A 17266-nucleotide genomic window follows, 5' to 3' on the forward strand; every position below is an offset into this window, starting at 1 on the left:
CTACTCCAACTTGGACAGGCTGACAATTGATAAATGAAGCTGGCTATAAATTTATAAGTATAAGAATTGTAAAAAATTAGCTATAGCTATTTAGGCGGGGAAGGACGGATTGCACCTGTGCCTGCAGGCAAAAAGAAACCACCCTGAAAAGGGTGGTTCCGGATGACTTGATCTAATCTGGATAATTAGATTTTACCAACTAGGTCGATAGATGGAGCAAGTGTTGCTTCACCTTCTTTCCATTTAGCTGGGCAAACTTCGCCTGGGTGAGCATGTACGTATTGAGCAGCTTTTACTTTACGAAGAAGTTCAGATGCGTCACGGCCGATGCCACCAGCGTTGATTTCAACGATCTGGATTTTGCCTTCTGGATCGATTACGAAAGTACCACGGTCAGCAAGACCAGCAGCTTCGATTAATACGTCGAAGTTTTTAGAAAGTGTCCAGGTTGGATCGCCGATCAATGGGTACTGGATTTTACCAATTACGTCTGAAGTGTCGTGCCAAGCTTTGTGCGTGAAGTGAGTGTCAGTAGACACGCCGTAGATTTCAACGCCTAATTTTTGGAATTCAGCATAGTTGTCAGCAAGATCGCCTAACTCAGTTGGACATACGAAAGTAAAGTCAGCTGGGTAGAAGAATACAACAGACCATTTACCTTTAAGATCTGCTTCTGATACGTCAATAAATTGACCGTTGTGGTACGCAGTTGCTTTAAATGGTTTAACTTCAGTATTAATTAAGCTCATCATTGTCTCCATGATTGAGGTTTTATTGAGAGGCTAACGCCTTACTTGTTTACGAGGTCTAGAATAAATAATTTTTAGTTATTGGGGAAATAGTATTTTTACATGACTAAAATCGGAAAATTGAATAACTCAATTAAAAACGACTTTCACCCAAAGATATCTGCTCTATTTGACGACATAAAAATGAAGTAAACATGACAAATATCTGAAAACTAACGTGCATAACAACATGAAGTCTAAGCCGTAAAAATTCAAGGGTAAAATTGAAAAATTCTAAAAATATATAAAAAACCAAGATATACGATTAAATTTTCTTCAAGTCTGGGGCAGATTTTAAAATTGCCATGCGAAGCTTCATCACTGGCACAGACTTGCCGTTTGCTTGTGATTGACAGGACGCATGCTGTAGCTAAACAGTTTCATGAGATGCCATTTCAATATGTAGATAGCAAATCATCAGCAGGCGCTTTGAGAAACAAATGCAGATAACAACCGGACTGATTGGGTGCAATCGTTGATCAGGCTCTTTAAAAAGAGATCAGGTATTTGCTAAAAAACGCGTTGAACAGCCCCCCAAATCTTGAGTTGTATGAGAGGGACTGTGTCAATATTGGCAGGAGTTTGATGCAGTTTCTTTGCATAGCAAGGCTTTAAGGCGTAAAATAACCGATTAGTTTATTTTTCAGGAAAGCTGTTCAGTGCAGAGTCATTTAAATGTAGATCAATTGGTTATGGCACGTGACCGTCACCGTTTAAATCGACTGCGCAAAGATAAAAAAACACAGCCGGCAGACATCGAAAAACTGTTTGAACAGTCCAACCATAAAGTCAGGCAGCGTCTTGCTCGTATTCCAAAGATTAAACTTAATCAGGATTTACCGGTCACCCAGTACGCAGATCGTTTGATTGAAGCGATTCAAAAGCATCAGGTGATTATTGTGGCGGGTGAAACCGGTTCTGGTAAAACCACCCAGTTACCCCAGATTGCCATGCTGGCCGGTCGCGGCTTGACCGGCATGATTGGTCATACCCAGCCACGTCGTCTGGCTGCACGGAGTGTTTCGCAGCGTATTGCCGAAGAAGTAGGTGAGAAGCTGGGTGAATCGATTGGTTTTAAAGTCCGTTTCAATGAGCAGGGCTCACAAGATTCAATTGTTCGTTTGATGACCGATGGTATCTTGCTGGCTGAACTGACCAATGACCGGTTTCTGTCAAAATACGACACCATTATTATTGATGAGGCGCACGAACGTTCACTCAATATTGACTTTATCATGGGCTACCTCAAGCAGCTATTGCCTAAGCGTCCCGATTTAAAGGTCATCGTGACTTCGGCAACCCTCGATGTAAACCGTTTTAGCCAGTATTTTAATAATGCGCCGATTTTTGAAGTGGAAGGGCGTAGTTATCCTGTCGAAGTGCGTTATCGGCCTATTTCCGAGCTCAGCATTGTCGGCAGTGATGATGATGAATTTGACGATTTTGAAGAAAACCTGCCGCGTGCAGTGGTACAGGCTGTCGAAGAATGTTTTGCCGATGCAGAAAGCAAAGGTCATCCTGAACATGCCGATATCCTTATTTTTGCCAGTACGGAACAGGAAATCCGTGAATTGCAGGAGACCTTGCAGAAGTATGGTCCCCGTCATACCGAAGTGTTGCCTTTATATGCACGTTTGGCGCTAGCAGAACAGCAAAAGATTTTTAATCCGGGCGGTAAAGGCCGGCGTATCATTATTGCCACCAACGTGGCTGAAACTGCCCTGACAGTACCCAATATTCGCTATGTGATTGATAGTGGTTTTGCCCGTATTTCACGTTATAACTATCGTTCACGGGTACAACGCCTTCCAATTGAAGCCATTTCACAGGCAGCAGCCAATCAACGTAAAGGCCGTTGTGGTCGTATTGCGGCGGGTATTTGTATTCGCCTATATAGCGAAGAAGATTTTCTAAGCCGTCCAGAGTTCACCGAACCGGAAATTAAACGAACCAACTTGGCCTCTGTTATTTTGCAAATGCAAAGCCTAGGTCTAGGTCGTCTGGAAGATTTTGATTTTATCGAACCACCCGATTTTCGTCTGGTCAATGATGGTCGGAAGCTACTCATTGAGTTAGGTGCACTGAGTGAGAAAAAAGCTCCTCTTTTGCAAAGAGAGGTTGGGGGAGATTTATCTAAACAGAATCCCCCTCAATCCCCCTTTAATAAAGGGGGAAGTCAAGATAGCCTAACCAAAGTCGGTCAGATGATGGCTCGTATGCCGATTGACCCGCGACTGGCACGTATGATCATTGGCGGGGCACATTTTGGTGTGCTCAAAGAAACCCTGATTATTGTCAGTGCCCTGGCAATTCAAGATCCGCGTGAAAGACCTGCCGACAAGCAAATGCAGGCCGATCAGAAGCATGCGTTATTTAAAGAAGCAGATTCAGACTTCTTATTCTACTTAAAGCTCTGGAATACCCTGCAAACCAGTCCGGATACACAGACGGAAAACAAGCGCCGTCAATTTGCACGTCAGCATTTTTTAAGCTGGTTGCGTTTGCGTGAATGGAAGCAGACCCACCAGCAACTGGTCGAGCTGGCCGAAAGCTTAAAACTGAGTTTTAATGAGAAAGGTGCCAATTATGAAAACCTGCACCGTGCTTTATTAACTGGGCTGCTTTCATTTATTGCCAATAAAACCGATGAACGTAATACCTTTATGGCAGTACGTCAGCAGAAAGCCAAAGTGTTTCCGGCCAGTAGCTTGCACAAGACCAATACCGCCTGGGTGATGGCCTTCGAGATGGTGGAAACCTCTCAGGTGTATTTACGGACTTTGGCCAAAATTGATCCGGAATGGATTTTGCTGGCAGCACGCGATTTATTGAAATACCACTATTTTGAACCGCACTGGTCCAAGAAAGCCGGTATTGTAAATGCCTATGCCCAGATTTCTCTGTTTGGTTTAATCATTGAACCGAAACGTTTGATCAACTTTGAAAAGGTGGATCAGCCTGCGGCCCATGAGATCTTTTTACGCGATGCGCTAACCACTGGCAATTTGGGCATTACACCACCGTTCTTGAAGCATAACCTGTTAAAACTCGAAGAAGTGGAGCGGGTTGAGGATAAATTACGTCGCCGTGATCTGGTGGTCGATGAAGAAACCATTTATCAGTTCTATGCTGAAAAAGTGCCTGCTGAAATTGCCAGCCGTCGCAGTTTTGAGGACTGGCGTGCTACGGTAGAACCCGATCATCCCCGCTATCTGTTTGTCGATGATGATGCATTGTGGATGAATGATCGTCCGACCACACAACAATTCCCTGACTATTTGCACAATGGTCAATTGCGTTTGGCGGCCAGCTATCGATTTGATCCAAGCCATGATGAAGATGGGGCAACCGTCAAGATTCCAGTGCAGGCTTTACCGCAAGTGGATGAAAAACAATGGTCATGGGGTATCCCTGGCTGGCGTCAAGACTTGATCGAGGCGTTACTCAAGGCTTTGCCAAAAGACAAGCGCCGTAATCTGGTACCGATTCCGGATACTGCGAAAAAACTGATGCAAGGCGTTGATGCAACGCATTTACGTGAACATCTGTTTAGTTATCTGGCTTTTGCTTTGCGTGGTGAGCAGATTACGGAAAAAGATTTTTCTTTTGAGCGGATTGAGCAATATCTGGTGCCTTTTATTAAGGTTATTGATGAAAAAGGCAAGCTGATTGCACAAGGCCGCGATCTGGATGAGTTAAAGGCCCGTTGTCGTGTGGAGACCCACCGTCCGGTGAAGCAGCAAAAAGGTGAATTTAAAACCTTCCCTGAAAACTTTATTTTTGAGGCATCTCAGAAAGTTACAGGTGTAGTGGTCAAGCAGTATCAGGCCTTGGTTCCAACCAGACTTTTTGCCGAGCTTGAGGCGAAGGATGAATCTGGTGTGGTGATTCAAACCTTTAACGATCAGGCCGAGGCAATCAGGCAACATCGAGAAGGGGTAATCCGCCTTGTGCATATGCAGCTGGGGGATTTAATCCGTCAGCTCAAAAAGCAGATTTCCAAACCGCTGGCGCTGGCCTATTCGCCTTTAGGTGAACGTGCCAAGCTGGAACAGATGCTGGTCTATGCAACCTTGCAGGTTTCGATTCAGGAGCTACCAAAAAATGCCGATGAATTTCAGCAGTTATTGACTGAAATCAAAAAGCGGTTTTTAGCAAATGGTCAACAGACATTAACTGATTTAACTGAAATATTTACCCAATGGCAGCAAGTACGCCGCGAGTTGCTGGTACTGGATCAGGATATTTTTGGCCGGAGTGTAGATGATATTGAAGATCAGCTTGATTTAATGTCATTAGCAGACTTTGTATATAGCCGGCCAGCCGAGATTTGGCAGGAATATCCACGTTATTTGAAAGCGTTGCTATTGCGTTTGGAGCGATTGCCAAATAATCTACAACGTGATCTGGCTGCCATTGATGAAGTCGATCCATGGATGGACAAAGTATTTAAATTTAAAAATGATCCTAAAATCAAAGAATTGTATTTGATGTTGGAAGAATTGCGAATTTCCTTGTTTTCTCAACCGATGAAGACAAAGCTGCCTATTTCGCCAACTAGATTACAAAAACTATGGGATCGATTGGCAATCGGTTAAACTGAGAAATATGAATTTTAGAAGCATTCTTTACAGGAGTTTTACATGGGCATCCGTATAACAGGTACAGGGTTATTTCACCCGACCGAATCTATTTCCAATGAAGAGTTGGTTGAAAGTTTAAATGCTTATGTAGAACAATATAACCAAGACAACGCGGCTCGAATCGAAGCAGGTGAAATCGAGGCTTTACGTGGTTCAAGTCCTGAATTTATCGAAAAAGCATCGGGAATTAAACGTCGTTACGTAGTTGAAAAATCTGGTATTTTAGACCCTGAGCGCTTGCGTCCACGTTTACAGGAACGTAGCAATGATGAACTTTCACTTCAAGCGGAGTGGGGGGTAATTGCTGCCAAGCAGGCGATGGAAAATGCAGGGATAACTGCAGATGACATCGACGTGGTGATTTTAGCCTGTTCAAACATGCAACGTGCTTATCCTGCGGTGGCTATCGAGATCCAGTCTGCACTTGGAATTAAAGGTTATGCTTACGATATGAATGTAGCGTGTTCTGCTGCAACATTCGGTTTGAAGCAGGCCTATGATGCTGTGAAATGTGGTGCTCGCCGTGTGCTATTGCTGAATGTTGAAATCACCTCAGGTCATTTGGACTACCGGTCTCGTGATGCACATTTCATTTTTGGTGATGTGGCAACCGCTTCTATTATTGAAGATACTGAAACCAAATCAGGTTTTGAAATTTTAGATATTCATCTGTTTACCCAGTTCTCAAATAATATCCGTAATAACTTTGGTTTCTTGAACCGTAGTGAAGATGCGGTAGTCGATGACAAGTTATTCCGTCAAGACGGTCGTAAAGTATTTAAAGAAGTATGTCCGCTTGTTGCAAAAATCATTACCGCACAACTGGAAAAACTTGAATTAACCCCTGAACAGATCAAACGTTTCTGGTTGCATCAAGCCAATGCCAACATGAATGAACTGATTTTAAAACTGGTTGTCGGTAAAGATGCTGATCTTGAGCGTGCGCCGATCATTCTGGATGAGTTTGCCAATACCTCATCTGCAGGTGTGATCATCGCGATGCATCGTACTGGTGAACAGGTCAATGATGGTGAATACGCCGTGATTTCTTCATTCGGTGCTGGCTATTCAGTCGGTTCGATTGTGGTACAAAAGCATATTGCCTAAGTCTTTGGTACAAATAAAAAAACACCACGATTGTGGTGTTTTTTTATGTCTTATGAAACTTTAAGCTTCAATCGCCTGAACGGCAATTTTCTTGGCAGGATCTGCCTTGCGGCGTACAGCTGGTACTGGCTCACCATGATATTGGCGATCAGCAAAGTAGCTTGAACGAACCATTGGCGCAGACCAGATATTTCTGAAACCGAGTTTACGGCCATGTTCAGCATAACGCTCGAATTCTTCTGGCGTAACAAAACGGTCAATTGGGGCATGTTGCTTCGACGGTTGCAGATATTGACCAATGGTCACGTAATCTACATCGTGTGCACGCAGATCATCCAGTAACGAAATTACTTCTTCTTCAGTTTCACCGATACCGACCATCAAACCACATTTGGTTGGTACATCCGGGCAGTATTCCTTAAACATTTTTAACAGGTTTAAAGAATGCTGATAGTCAGAACCTGGACGCATGGCTTTGTAGAGACGTGGTACAGTTTCAATGTTGTGGTTAAACACATCTGGCGGACATTCAGTCATGATACGTAAGGCAATATCCATACGACCACGGAAGTCAGGCACCAGAATTTCCAGTAAGGTTGTTGGACTTAATGCACGTGCTTCCTTAATACAGTCAACAAAATGCTGGGCACCACCATCAAGCAGGTCATCACGGTCAACCGACGTAATCACGGCATACTTTAAGCCAAGATTGGAAATGGTTTCGGCCATGTGGCGTGGTTCATCCGGGTCCAGTGCATTTGGACGGCCATGTGCAACATCACAGAACGGACAGCGACGGGTACAGATATCGCCCATGATCATGAAGGTTGCTGTACCCCCACCGAAGCATTCAGGCAGGTTAGGGCAGGCCGCTTCTTCACATACGGTATGCAGTTTTTGTGAACGCAAGGTTGTTTTGATACGCTGAACTTCTTCTGGAGCGGTCATCTTGACTCGAATCCAGTCAGGTTTGCGAGGTACTTCAACCGTAGGGATAACTTTTACAGGAATTCTTGCGACTTTTTCCGCGCCACGAAGTTTTATACCCTGTTCTGGTTTACGGTGTTCAGACATATACTTCCTACAGCCTTTGATTTGAGATATGTGAATATTATAGTCAAATTTGCCGCATTAGAGCAGGAAAAGTGGTATTCATTTTGAAAATGTAAATATATAAAAATATATAGTTGTGAAATACATCATCACGCGGCATATTGGTTATCATATGCATAGCAAAAACGGTTAAGAGACAAAGGAGCTTTGAATGCCACGTAAGAAAGAGGTCGTTGGTGGGAATATTGTCAAATATGATGCAGTAATTCTCGGTTCTGGCCCGGCTGGCGAAGGCGCGGCAATGAAGCTTGCAAAAGCAGGTAAAAAAGTTGCAATCGTGGATGTTCGTGATCAACTCGGCGGTAACTGCGCACATGTAGGCACAATTCCAAGTAAAGCTTTACGTCAAACAGTTTCAAGTATTATTCGTTATCAACGTGATCCAATGTTTCAAAAAGTCGGTGAGTGGAAACAGTTCACCATGAAACAGGTACTTCGTAACGCACATAAAGTCATTCAGCAACAGGTAGATACGCATACACGTTTCTATGATCGCAACAAAATCGAAGTTTTTCATGGCCGTGCCTATATTCAGGATAAAAACACGGTACTGATTTTTGGTCAGGAAGGCATTAAAGACACTATTATTTGCAAGCAGATCGTGATTGCAACAGGTAGCCGGCCTTATCAGCCACAAGGTCTGGATTTTAATCATCCTCGTGTATTTGATTCAGACAAGATTCTCGATCTTGATTTTGCCATCCAGAAAATCATCATTTATGGTGCAGGCGTGATCGGCTGTGAATATGCCTCAATTTTCATTGGTCTGGACCATAAGGTTGACCTGATCAATACCCAGCAAAAGCTTTTAAGCTATCTCGATGATGAAATTGCCGATGCATTATCATATCACTTGCGTGAGCAAGGTGTGCTGATCCGTCACAATGAACAGATCGACCGTCTAGAGACTTTTGATGATCATGTTGTCTTGCACTTGCTGAGCGGCAAGAAGATCAAGGCCGATGCTATTTTGTGGTGTAACGGCCGTTCAGGGAATACCGATGGGTTAGGCCTTGAAAATGTCGGTTTGGTACCGAATGGTCGTGGTCAGTTGATGGTGAATGATCAATATCAGACCGAAGTGGAAAATATTTATGCAGCAGGTGATGTGATTGGCTGGCCATCACTGGCATCGGCAGCGTATGACCAGGGTCGTTGTGCAGGTGCGAATATGGTCGGCGAGAAAAATGTAAAACCGATCCGTGATGTTCCGACCGGTATTTATACCATTCCAGAGATTTCGTCGATCGGTAAGACCGAGCAGGAGTTAACGGAAGAAAAAGTGCCATATGAAGTGGGGCAGGCTTCTTTCCGTCATCTGGCGCGTGCGCAGATTACCGGTGATACGGTAGGTGAATTAAAGATTCTGTTCCACCGTGATACTTTAGAAGTATTGGGTATTCACTGCTTTGGTAACAATGCCGCAGAGATTATCCATATTGGACAGGTGGTGATGCATAGTCCAAACAATACCTTGAAGTATTTTGTTGAAACCACATTCAACTATCCGACTATGGCAGAAGCCTATCGTGTGGCTGCTTTGAATGGAATGAACCGTTTGTTCTAAGCCAGCCAGACCTTGTATGATGCAAATGCCAATCATCTTGATTGGCATTTTGCTATCTTGAGTTGCATAAAAGGAAAATATGAAAAATCAAAAAAATAATCTGATCATTGTTGCCATTGTCTTGTTGGTCGCGGCTTATTTTGGTCTGGATTTTAAGCAGAAACAAAACACCGGATCTGATGCTCATACCACCAATATCGGAAATACTGCTTCTGTCGATGATCAGCAGAAGATCATGCAGGCTTATCAGCAACAACGCAGTAATGTTCAGGTACAAGCTCAGGGAGTGGTGAAAGCGATTTTGCCTGATGATAATGAAGGCTCAAGACACCAAAAAATGATTCTCAAGCTGGACAATGGCTTAACCGTTCTCATTGCGCACAATATTGATCTGGCACCAAGAATTGAGGGGCTTAAAAAGGGCGATACAGTCGAGTTTTATGGTGAATATGAATATAGCCAGAAAGGTGGCGTGATTCACTGGACGCATCATGACCCGCGTGGAAAACATATTGATGGCTGGTTAAAACATCAAGGAAGAACCTATCAATGAAGTTCCTCCTTGGTGAGTTACTTGTAAGATAGGCGCTAAATTAGCGTGTAAGCGCCAATTTTTGACGAAGTTTCCATTTAGGTAGGACTTTAGCTAAATACGCGTCCATGCACCATACAGGGCCAATCAGAAGGAATTGTAAGTCTTTAAAGAACGAAGGCTTCTTGCCTTCAACTTTATGACCATAAAATTGACCGATCCAGGCAATTACAAATACCCCGATATAAAATCCGACACCGACGGGCAAGATCAAAATCAGCCAGGCCATCACGGCCAATAAGGCTGCCATCGCAATCGCCAGCATAATATCCAGACGCGCATAAAAAACTAAAGTTAAAACCAGTAATAACGCGGTGAGCAAGGTACTAAAGTGTGCAAGGATACCAATAATCGAAAATAAGATGGCAGGCACACAGACCCAGTGAATTTTCTTGTTGGTTGAGTTCTGGTGGCTATCGCTATATTCATCAAACCATTCCTCGATCGATTTCACAATGCGCTCCTTGCTGTATTCATTTTTATGGCTTCAATATACCGAACAAAAGAAGAGGGCGTAAAGTACTAAAAAATATAATCGATAAAAATAAAAAAGCCGCATGAAGCGGCTTTTTGGAATGCTGTGGTTTAACGCTTAAGAGTTAGGACCATCAACACGTTCAATGCTGACATTACCTGTACCAGCGCTTGACATGCCTAGCTGTTTAGCAGCAGCATAAGATAAGTCCAGTACGCGGTTACCATGGAACGGGCCACGATCATTGACTTTCACAACCACACTCTTACCATTGTCTTTGTTAGTTACACGGATGTAACAGTTCAAAGGCAGGCTGCGATGTGCAGCAGTCATGGCATTCATATCGAATGTTTCGCCGCTTGCGGTTTTACGGCCATGAAATTGACGACCATACCAAGAGGCTACACCGCTTTGGCTGAATTTACGAACTGTGTTCGAAGCAACGGTATTCAGTTTTTCAATCACTGAAGGCTCTTCTTCAGGGATATCGATCTTTGCAGCAATCGTCTGGCGACGTACTTTGTCACCTGAACTCTCAGTGATTGAAAGACTATTAACGTTAGAAAAACGAGAATTAAAATTTTGAGAATCTTTGCTTAGAACGCGGGCAGCCAAATTAGAACCATCCACATCATTAGATAATGATGAAGACTGTACCATTTCAGCATGTAACGGGCTTAAACTTAAGCCTGCCGTCAGCGCTAGAATATATTTTAGCGAAAACTGCATTGTATAAACTCCTAGAGAACATGCTTTTCTATCTCAATAAAACTGCTTGAAATATAGTGCACATGTCTAATTATTCACTTTTTGCAATTACTTTAACTTGGGGGATAATATTCATCGCTTACGAAGTGTGTCTAGTCTTTAACGATAAATAGTTACAAAAAGGGCAAAAACTTACAGTTTGTGGTTAAAAAATAATCAATATTGTAACAAGAAATGAAATTTGCTGATTCTGTGTTCGTTTTTTATTAAAAAATTATTGACTTTCCATAATCTTGTAAAAAAGCTAGCCTATCGGCTAGCTACTTCTGTACCTAATAACCATACTGCTGTCGCATACATACGGCTCTTGTTGTAAGTGGTAATGACCTGAAAATTCGGGTAGGTAATATAGTAAATTGGGCCAAACTGATCTTGTAATTGGATCACATTGACCAGATCAAGATCATCAATTTTTACCAATGGATTAACGGGAGTAATACCGAGTCTTTTCAGCTCGCCATAAGGCGTTGGCTGGGTTAGGTCCTTGGCAATGACGCTGTCAGGATTGTTGCCTGTATAGCGAGCAGGGAAGCCAATCGGTTGATCACGCTGCCAGCCATATTGAGCAAGATAGTTTGCAATGGAACCGATCGCATCCGCAGCAGAATTTCTTAGATCAATGTGTCCATTTCCATCATAGTCCACGCCCAGTTTCTGGATATTGCTTGGCATGAATTGTGGATATCCAATTGCACCCGCATAAGAACCCACAATACTATTGGTCGGGTAGCCTTCTTTATAAGTCCAGGAGATCAAGGCTGCGAGCTCGTCACTAAAATAGTCTGCACGACGCGGATAACCAAAAGCGAGTGTTGCCAGTGCATCACGGGTAATGAAAGAGCCCTTGTTGGCGCCATAGCCAGTCTCTACACCCAAGATACCTAAAATAACTGCTTTAGGGACGCCATACTGCTGTTCTGCGCGGTTAAGTACATCTTCGTACTGGTTTTTAAAGCGAACACCCCGTTGAATGGTTCCTTCAACCAGAAACATGGAGCGGTATTGGTACCAGGGCTTGCTTTCACCCGGACGGGTCATGATATTTAAAATATTTGGTAAATTACGGGCACCGCTCATCGCAGCATCAATTTGTTCGCTGCTTAAGCCATAAGTGGTCATTGCTTTTTGTTTAAATGCAAAGTAATTCGGGTGATTGTAAAATTCATTTGCCTGTGCCCAATTGCTGCTCAAGAACAAACCTGTACTTAAAGTTAAAAATTTAAAAGTTTTATTTAAAGTAGGAAGAAACATAAGATTATAAAATTCCTCATTATCGATGTGTATGAATAGACATAACCAGTCCAAAAGTTGACATAAGGGTAATAATTGCAGTTCCGCCATAACTCATGAACGGCAAAGGCACACCTACTACCGGTAAAATACCACTGACCATGCCAGCGTTTACAAATACATAAACAAAAAATGACAAACCAAAGGCGCCAGCCACCAGACGACCATAGTTATGAAAGCTTTGCAGACCGATCTGGAAGGTCCGGAAAATAATGGCACAATAAAGAAGAATCAGTAGTGTAACGCCAATCAGGCCAAATTCTTCTGAATAGGCTGCAATAATAAAGTCGGTATGACCTTCTGGTAAAAAATGTAAGTGTGATTGGGTGCCTTCAAGAAAGCCTTTACCTGAAAAACCTCCGGAACCAATCGCAGTTTTTGACTGAATGATATTCCAGCCGGTTCCTAACGCATCTGCTTCGGGGTTGAAAAGCGTCAATACCCGCTGACGCTGGTAGTCATGCAATAAAAACTCCCAGGCAATCGGAATGACAACACCTGCAGCAGCGACAGCGGCAGCAATCAGCTTCCAGGAAAGTCCGCTGAGGAAAAGGACGAAAATCCCGCTGGCAAGTACCAGTAACGATGTACCTAAGTCCGGCTGTTCGGCAATGAGCAGAAAAGGTACTACAATCAGCATCAGAGACAGAATAACCTGTGAGAAGCTTGGTGGCAGGGCTTTACGTGACAAGAACCAGGCCACCATCATCGGCATGCCGATTTTCATAAATTCGCTGGGTTGCACACTGCCAAAACCCGGAATATCAATCCAGCGCTGTGCACCCATCCGCACTTCACCAAACACCATAACAGCAAGCAGGCACAATACGCCAAAGACATAAAAATAGGGTGAAAATGCCTGATAGACTTTGGGCGGGATCTGCGCTAAACCGAACATGACTCCAAAGCCGATTCCGAAACTCATGGCCTGCTTGGTTACCAGTCCGACATCCTGTGCAGATGCACTATATAAAACAGTCAGTCCGAGTGCAGCATTGAGAATTAAAAACAGGCATAGCCAGGGGTCAAGATGAAGTTGTTGCCAACGCGAAGGTTGATTGGCCGTGCTCAAGCCATCACGTGGTGCTTGACGCAAAAATTTGTATTGTGAGCTTGGAGACATGCGATTCTAAATCTAGTAAATCAACGCTTCGCGAATGCTAACATAATCGCTGATTTAGACAATGCAAATTTAGAAAATGTGACACTTATAAGCATTTAATTTGGCATAAAAAAAAGCGACACTTTTGCAAGTATCGCTTTTTTTTGCCCTGAAACTTATTTTTGTACCAGCAACTGGTCAAAGTGCTTGGTAAATACTTCCAGTTCCGCCTGGCTCAAGCTTGGAATCAGTTTCTTAATGACGAGATGAACAGCTGTTTCAACTCCGCTGGTTGCGACACTGGCGACACCACGTTTGACCATGCCAAGACCAAGCGTCTTGTTATATTCAGTCATAAAATGGTGAATCAGGGCATCAGCAAAAGTTTTGAACTGCTGGGTTAATGCCTCACGTTGTTCTTTACCGTTTCCGGCAGCGACTTCTGCAAAGCTTTTTTTCATATCGTTGACAAGGCTATCTGGCAAGGCGGTGCCTATGCGTTGTTTACCTTCATTGTCAGTAAACAGGCTCTTTTCCATAAATGCCAGAGATTCGCGAACCTGTTCGTTGGACGCTTTGCCAAGCAGCTGTTTCATCAGGGTTTCTACAATGCCACGAATTTTAATTGCCAGACCTTCTGTGGTATCCCGTTTGTCACTTGGTGGAAACTGTTGAACCAAATGAAGCAGCATGGTGTCAATTAATTCATCCGTAAGCTGTAGGGAGATTTTGTCACGTAAAGGGTATTGAGGCTCTTTACTATCACGATTGGCTTGTGCAAGCTGAATATCCTGACTCAAACTTGCTGACGGAAGAATCCCGAAATAACTGGTCATTGAAGAACGTCCTCTATATCAAATTTATTCGTTTTATTGTCGTGCCAAGCGAACTGGCTCGGGCATCCATGACAGATCCGATACGCGACATGGGTTAATATCCAGGCCCCCACGGCGGGTATACGTTGCATAGACCATCAGTTTTTCCGGTTTCAAGAGTTGCCAGATATCCGAGTAGATCTGTTCAACACATTGTTCATGAAAACCGTTATGCTGACGGTACGAGATAATATAAGCTAAAATGCTGCGATAACAAGGCTTTTTACCTTGTAAACGAATAAAAACTGTACCCCAGTCAGGCTGGCCGGTAACCGGACAATTGCTTCTCAATAAATGAGAGTACAGCTCGATTTCGACCTCATCTTGTACTGTTGCATCGAGTTGCAATAGCGTTGAATCAGGATGTTCTGAAAGTCGCTCAGGCGTCAAATCATCAATGCAAATACCTTGAGGTTTTGCAATTTCCAGATCATCGACTTGAAACAGTTGCAATGAAACCGGCGCACCTGCTGCTTTTGACAGGTCCTGTTCTACCGTCGCGATAAAGGCTTGTTTTGAATCAAATCTGGTAAAATTCATACTGTTGAAGTAAAGCTTTAGCGACTTTGATTCGATCAGGTTAGGCGAGCTGGCTGGCAGGGTAAGGCGGCCAATTGCAACTTGAGGCAAACCTAACGGGTTTAACCATGAAATTTCAAAAACATGCCACCAGTCTTTACCTTGTTTAATACCTTCAATATGTGCATATTGTTGACGAGACTCGGCACGTGCAATCGGAAATAAAACATCTGGCTGATATTGAGTAGGGTATTGGGTATCTTTTCCCAACAAAGAATGTTCAACACTCATTCACGCATTCCTGAACCACGAGCTAATAAATGATATGCAATTGCATAGAGGACAATACAGCACAGCGTTACAATGCCTAAAGAGAAAGAGACATTAACATCACTGTGGCCTAAAATACCGTAACGGAAGGCATTGACCATATATACAATCGGGTTAACTAAAGATAGGTTTTGCCAAAATGGACTTAATGCACTGATGGCATAAAATACACCACCCAGATAGGTCAGCGGCGTCAAGACAAAGGTCGGGATAATGGAAATATCATCAAATGACTTTGCATAGACTGCATTAATAAATCCACCTAGTGAAAATAATAAAGACGTAATGATGACGGTATATATCGTCACAAACAAATTATAAATTTCTAAATGGGTAAAGAACAGGCTCATTAAGGTCACAATCAGGCCAACTAGTACGCCACGGCTCACACCACCAATCACGTAACCCCACAGGATAAGATGTAAGGGCACAGGACTCATGATCAGTTCTTCAATGCTTTTCTGGAACTTTGCGCTAAAAAAGCTTGAAGAAACGTTGGCATAACTATTGGTGATAACGGCCATCATGATCAAGCCTGGCACAATGAATTGCATATAGCTAAAGCCACCCATTTCACCGATGCGTGAGCCCACCAGATTGCCGAAAATCACAAAGTACAGGCTCATGGTGATCGCAGGTGGAAGCAGGGTTTGTGGCCAGATGCGCATAAAGCGACGTATCTCTTTAACAACTAAAGTCCACAGTGCAGTTTTTAATTGATTAAAGTTCATGGGTTCGCTCCAGCAAGATTCTTCTCAACCATTTTTACGAATAACTCTTCAAGACGATTGGATTTATTGCGCATACTGTTGACCTGAATATTCTGTGACTGTAATAACAGGAACAGATCATTCATGCTATGTGCCTTATCCATGGTGACTTCGAGAGTGACCGGATCAATCAGGTTGAACTGGAAGCCAATAATGTTCAGGTCAAAACTGCTGATCGGTTCGGCCAGATCACAAATAAATGACTCTTCATTGAGCTGGTTAAGGAAGCCTTTCATGGTGGTATCTTCTTTAATTACCCCACGATCGATAATTGCAATGCGTCGGCACAACATTTCTGCTTCTTCTAAATAATGGGTCGTCAGAATGATTGAGGTGCCTTTTTCATTCATTTCAATCAGGAAGTCCCACATTGAACGGCGTAATTCAATATCAACACCTGCGGTAGGTTCATCCAGAATCAGCAGCTTCGGCTCGTGCATCATGGCACGGGCGATCATTAAGCGGCGTTTCATCCCGCCTGACAACATACGTGACTGAATATTACGTTTTTCCCACAAGCCCAGCTTTTCCAGATAATGCTCGGCACGTTGCTCGGCTATTTTTTTGGGAATGCCGTAATAACCTGCCTGAGTCACTAAAATATCAAAGGTTTTTTCAAATTGACCAAAGTTAAATTCTTGAGGAACAACACCAAGACATTGTTTCGCCTGAGAAGGATGGGTATCCAGGTTATGTCCAAAAATCTCAACTGAACCAGATGTTTTTTTGGCTAAAGAGCTAATGATACTGATCGTTGTCGATTTTCCTGCACCATTAGGACCTAATAATGCATAAAATTCGCCTTCAGGTACGGTTAAGTTAATACCTTTTAACGCCTGAAAACCATTACGATAAGTTTTGGACAAATCGCTCAACACCAAAGCATCAGTCATAAACGTCTCACGTTGTTAAATAGAACGGGTATTTTGAGCGATATAAATAAATAAACCAAGTAGAAAAACAGGTTTATGCTGTGTTAAAAACGGAACGTTATGTATCGTGCCGGTTCTCCAGGCAAAATGGCTGTTTTTTCTGAAAGAAACCTGTTTAAAAGTAACCAGATAATTTTAAATAGGGCAAAATCGTTGTTTTAATAGACAAGAAGCAAGTTTGTTTGAGGATATGTATTTACCAATGCGTTTTTTTTGCCTATGATGTGGCTCGCACGCGCTCATAGCTCAACTGGATAGAGTACAGGTCTCCGAAGCCTGTGGCGTGGGTTCGAGTCCCGCTGAGCGCACCATGATTCCTGTTGGATTAACAAAATTATTAAAAATTATAAGAAGGTATATGTTCAGGTTTTGATCTGTTTATCCTGCTGCAATAT

Annotated in this window: 14 protein-coding genes and 1 tRNA gene; 5 read left to right on the forward strand and 10 right to left on the reverse strand. The window is 43.1% G+C overall.

The genetic code is table 11. From position 1 onward, the window contains the following. Window positions 1-185: 185 nt before the first annotated feature. Window positions 186-749, reverse strand: coding sequence for an alkyl hydroperoxide reductase subunit C (gene ahpC / locus OC23_RS06660; RefSeq protein WP_038343727.1), 564 nt, complete (start codon window positions 747-749; stop codon window positions 186-188). Window positions 750-1447: 698 nt separating this feature from the next. Here ahpC and hrpA point away from each other — a divergent pair. Further along, window positions 1448-5386 (forward strand): ATP-dependent RNA helicase HrpA, encoded by a 3939-nt coding sequence (gene hrpA / locus OC23_RS06665; RefSeq protein WP_038343729.1) that lies wholly within the window; start codon window positions 1448-1450, stop codon window positions 5384-5386. 45 nt (window positions 5387-5431) lie between these two features. After that, the gene (locus OC23_RS06670) at window positions 5432-6538 is read left to right on the forward strand and encodes a beta-ketoacyl-ACP synthase III (protein WP_038343731.1); all 1107 of its coding nucleotides are present in this window, start codon (window positions 5432-5434) and stop codon (window positions 6536-6538) included. Window positions 6539-6598: 60 nt separating this feature from the next. On the opposite strand, the gene lipA is transcribed toward OC23_RS06670, so the two are convergent. Continuing rightward, window positions 6599-7612, reverse strand: a complete 1014-nt coding sequence (gene lipA / locus OC23_RS06675; RefSeq protein ID WP_038343733.1) for a lipoyl synthase — start codon at window positions 7610-7612, stop codon at window positions 6599-6601. A gap of 190 nt (window positions 7613-7802) precedes the next feature. On the opposite strand from lipA, the gene sthA reads away from it, so the two are divergent. Both sthA and OC23_RS06685 read left to right on the forward strand, forming a co-directional pair. Then, window positions 7803-9218, forward strand: coding sequence for a Si-specific NAD(P)(+) transhydrogenase (gene sthA, locus OC23_RS06680; RefSeq protein ID WP_038343735.1), 1416 nt, complete (start codon window positions 7803-7805; stop codon window positions 9216-9218). A gap of 79 nt (window positions 9219-9297) precedes the next feature. Continuing rightward, the gene (locus tag OC23_RS06685; protein ID WP_038343736.1) at window positions 9298-9771 is read left to right on the forward strand and encodes a DUF3465 domain-containing protein; all 474 of its coding nucleotides are present in this window, start codon (window positions 9298-9300) and stop codon (window positions 9769-9771) included. 40 nt (window positions 9772-9811) lie between these two features. Here the strand turns inward: OC23_RS06685 and OC23_RS06690 are convergent, their stop codons facing one another. The 8 genes from OC23_RS06690 to OC23_RS06725 all read right to left on the reverse strand — a co-directional run bounded on the left by OC23_RS06690 (window position 9812) and on the right by OC23_RS06725 (window position 16832). Then, window positions 9812-10264, reverse strand: a complete 453-nt coding sequence (locus OC23_RS06690; RefSeq protein WP_038343738.1) for a DUF962 domain-containing protein — start codon at window positions 10262-10264, stop codon at window positions 9812-9814. Window positions 10265-10402: 138 nt separating this feature from the next. Next, window positions 10403-11014 carry a septal ring lytic transglycosylase RlpA family protein gene (locus OC23_RS06695; protein WP_038343740.1) on the reverse strand — a complete coding sequence of 204 codons (612 nt, stop codon included), beginning with the start codon at window positions 11012-11014 and terminating at the stop codon, window positions 10403-10405. A 288-nt stretch (window positions 11015-11302) separates the two neighbouring features. Then, complete coding sequence (gene mltB / locus OC23_RS06700) at window positions 11303-12304, reverse strand: lytic murein transglycosylase B (RefSeq protein WP_038343741.1); 1002 nt, start codon at window positions 12302-12304, stop codon at window positions 11303-11305. Window positions 12305-12323: 19 nt separating this feature from the next. Further along, complete coding sequence (rodA, locus tag OC23_RS06705; RefSeq protein ID WP_038343742.1) at window positions 12324-13466, reverse strand: rod shape-determining protein RodA; 1143 nt, start codon at window positions 13464-13466, stop codon at window positions 12324-12326. 155 nt (window positions 13467-13621) lie between these two features. Continuing rightward, window positions 13622-14281, reverse strand: coding sequence for a hypothetical protein (locus tag OC23_RS06710; protein WP_038343743.1), 660 nt, complete (start codon window positions 14279-14281; stop codon window positions 13622-13624). Between the two features lie 33 nt (window positions 14282-14314). Then, window positions 14315-15130 (reverse strand): NADPH-dependent 7-cyano-7-deazaguanine reductase QueF, encoded by an 816-nt coding sequence (gene queF / locus OC23_RS06715; protein WP_038343744.1) that lies wholly within the window; start codon window positions 15128-15130, stop codon window positions 14315-14317. Further along, entirely contained in the window at window positions 15127-15900 is a 774-nt protein-coding gene (locus tag OC23_RS06720) for an ABC transporter permease (protein WP_038343745.1), read from the reverse strand. The genes queF and OC23_RS06720 overlap by 4 nt, the downstream gene beginning before the upstream one ends. Beyond that, window positions 15897-16832 carry an ABC transporter ATP-binding protein gene (locus tag OC23_RS06725; RefSeq protein WP_038343746.1) on the reverse strand — a complete coding sequence of 312 codons (936 nt, stop codon included), beginning with the start codon at window positions 16830-16832 and terminating at the stop codon, window positions 15897-15899. Before OC23_RS06725 ends, OC23_RS06720 begins: the two co-directional genes overlap by 4 nt. Before the next feature lie 274 nt (window positions 16833-17106). Here OC23_RS06725 and OC23_RS06730 point away from each other — a divergent pair. Then, window positions 17107-17182: transfer RNA gene (locus OC23_RS06730), tRNA-Arg, on the forward strand. Window positions 17183-17266: the final 84 nt, after the last annotated feature.

The sequence above is a fragment of the Acinetobacter sp. A47 genome (genome assembly GCF_000805455.1).
In the GTDB taxonomy this organism is placed as follows: domain Bacteria; phylum Pseudomonadota; class Gammaproteobacteria; order Pseudomonadales; family Moraxellaceae; genus Acinetobacter.

What these genes read in the sequence shown, in the direction of transcription:
- ahpC (WP_038343727.1), bottom strand. Translation starts at nt 749, where the DNA reads ATGAGCTTAATTAATACTGAAGTTAAACCATTTAAAGCAACTGCGTAC.
- OC23_RS06670 (WP_038343731.1), top strand. Translation starts at nt 5,432, where the DNA reads ATGGGCATCCGTATAACAGGTACAGGGTTATTTCACCCGACCGAATCT.
- lipA (WP_038343733.1), bottom strand. Translation starts at nt 7,612, where the DNA reads ATGTCTGAACACCGTAAACCAGAACAGGGTATAAAACTTCGTGGCGCG.
- sthA (WP_038343735.1), top strand. Translation starts at nt 7,803, where the DNA reads ATGCCACGTAAGAAAGAGGTCGTTGGTGGGAATATTGTCAAATATGAT.
- OC23_RS06685 (WP_038343736.1), top strand. Translation starts at nt 9,298, where the DNA reads ATGAAAAATCAAAAAAATAATCTGATCATTGTTGCCATTGTCTTGTTG.
- OC23_RS06695 (WP_038343740.1), bottom strand. Translation starts at nt 11,014, where the DNA reads ATGCAGTTTTCGCTAAAATATATTCTAGCGCTGACGGCAGGCTTAAGT.
- mltB (WP_038343741.1), bottom strand. Translation starts at nt 12,304, where the DNA reads ATGTTTCTTCCTACTTTAAATAAAACTTTTAAATTTTTAACTTTAAGT.
- rodA (WP_038343742.1), bottom strand. Translation starts at nt 13,466, where the DNA reads ATGTCTCCAAGCTCACAATACAAATTTTTGCGTCAAGCACCACGTGAT.
- OC23_RS06710 (WP_038343743.1), bottom strand. Translation starts at nt 14,281, where the DNA reads ATGACCAGTTATTTCGGGATTCTTCCGTCAGCAAGTTTGAGTCAGGAT.
- queF (WP_038343744.1), bottom strand. Translation starts at nt 15,130, where the DNA reads ATGAGTGTTGAACATTCTTTGTTGGGAAAAGATACCCAATACCCTACT.
- OC23_RS06720 (WP_038343745.1), bottom strand. Translation starts at nt 15,900, where the DNA reads ATGAACTTTAATCAATTAAAAACTGCACTGTGGACTTTAGTTGTTAAA.
- OC23_RS06725 (WP_038343746.1), bottom strand. Translation starts at nt 16,832, where the DNA reads ATGACTGATGCTTTGGTGTTGAGCGATTTGTCCAAAACTTATCGTAAT.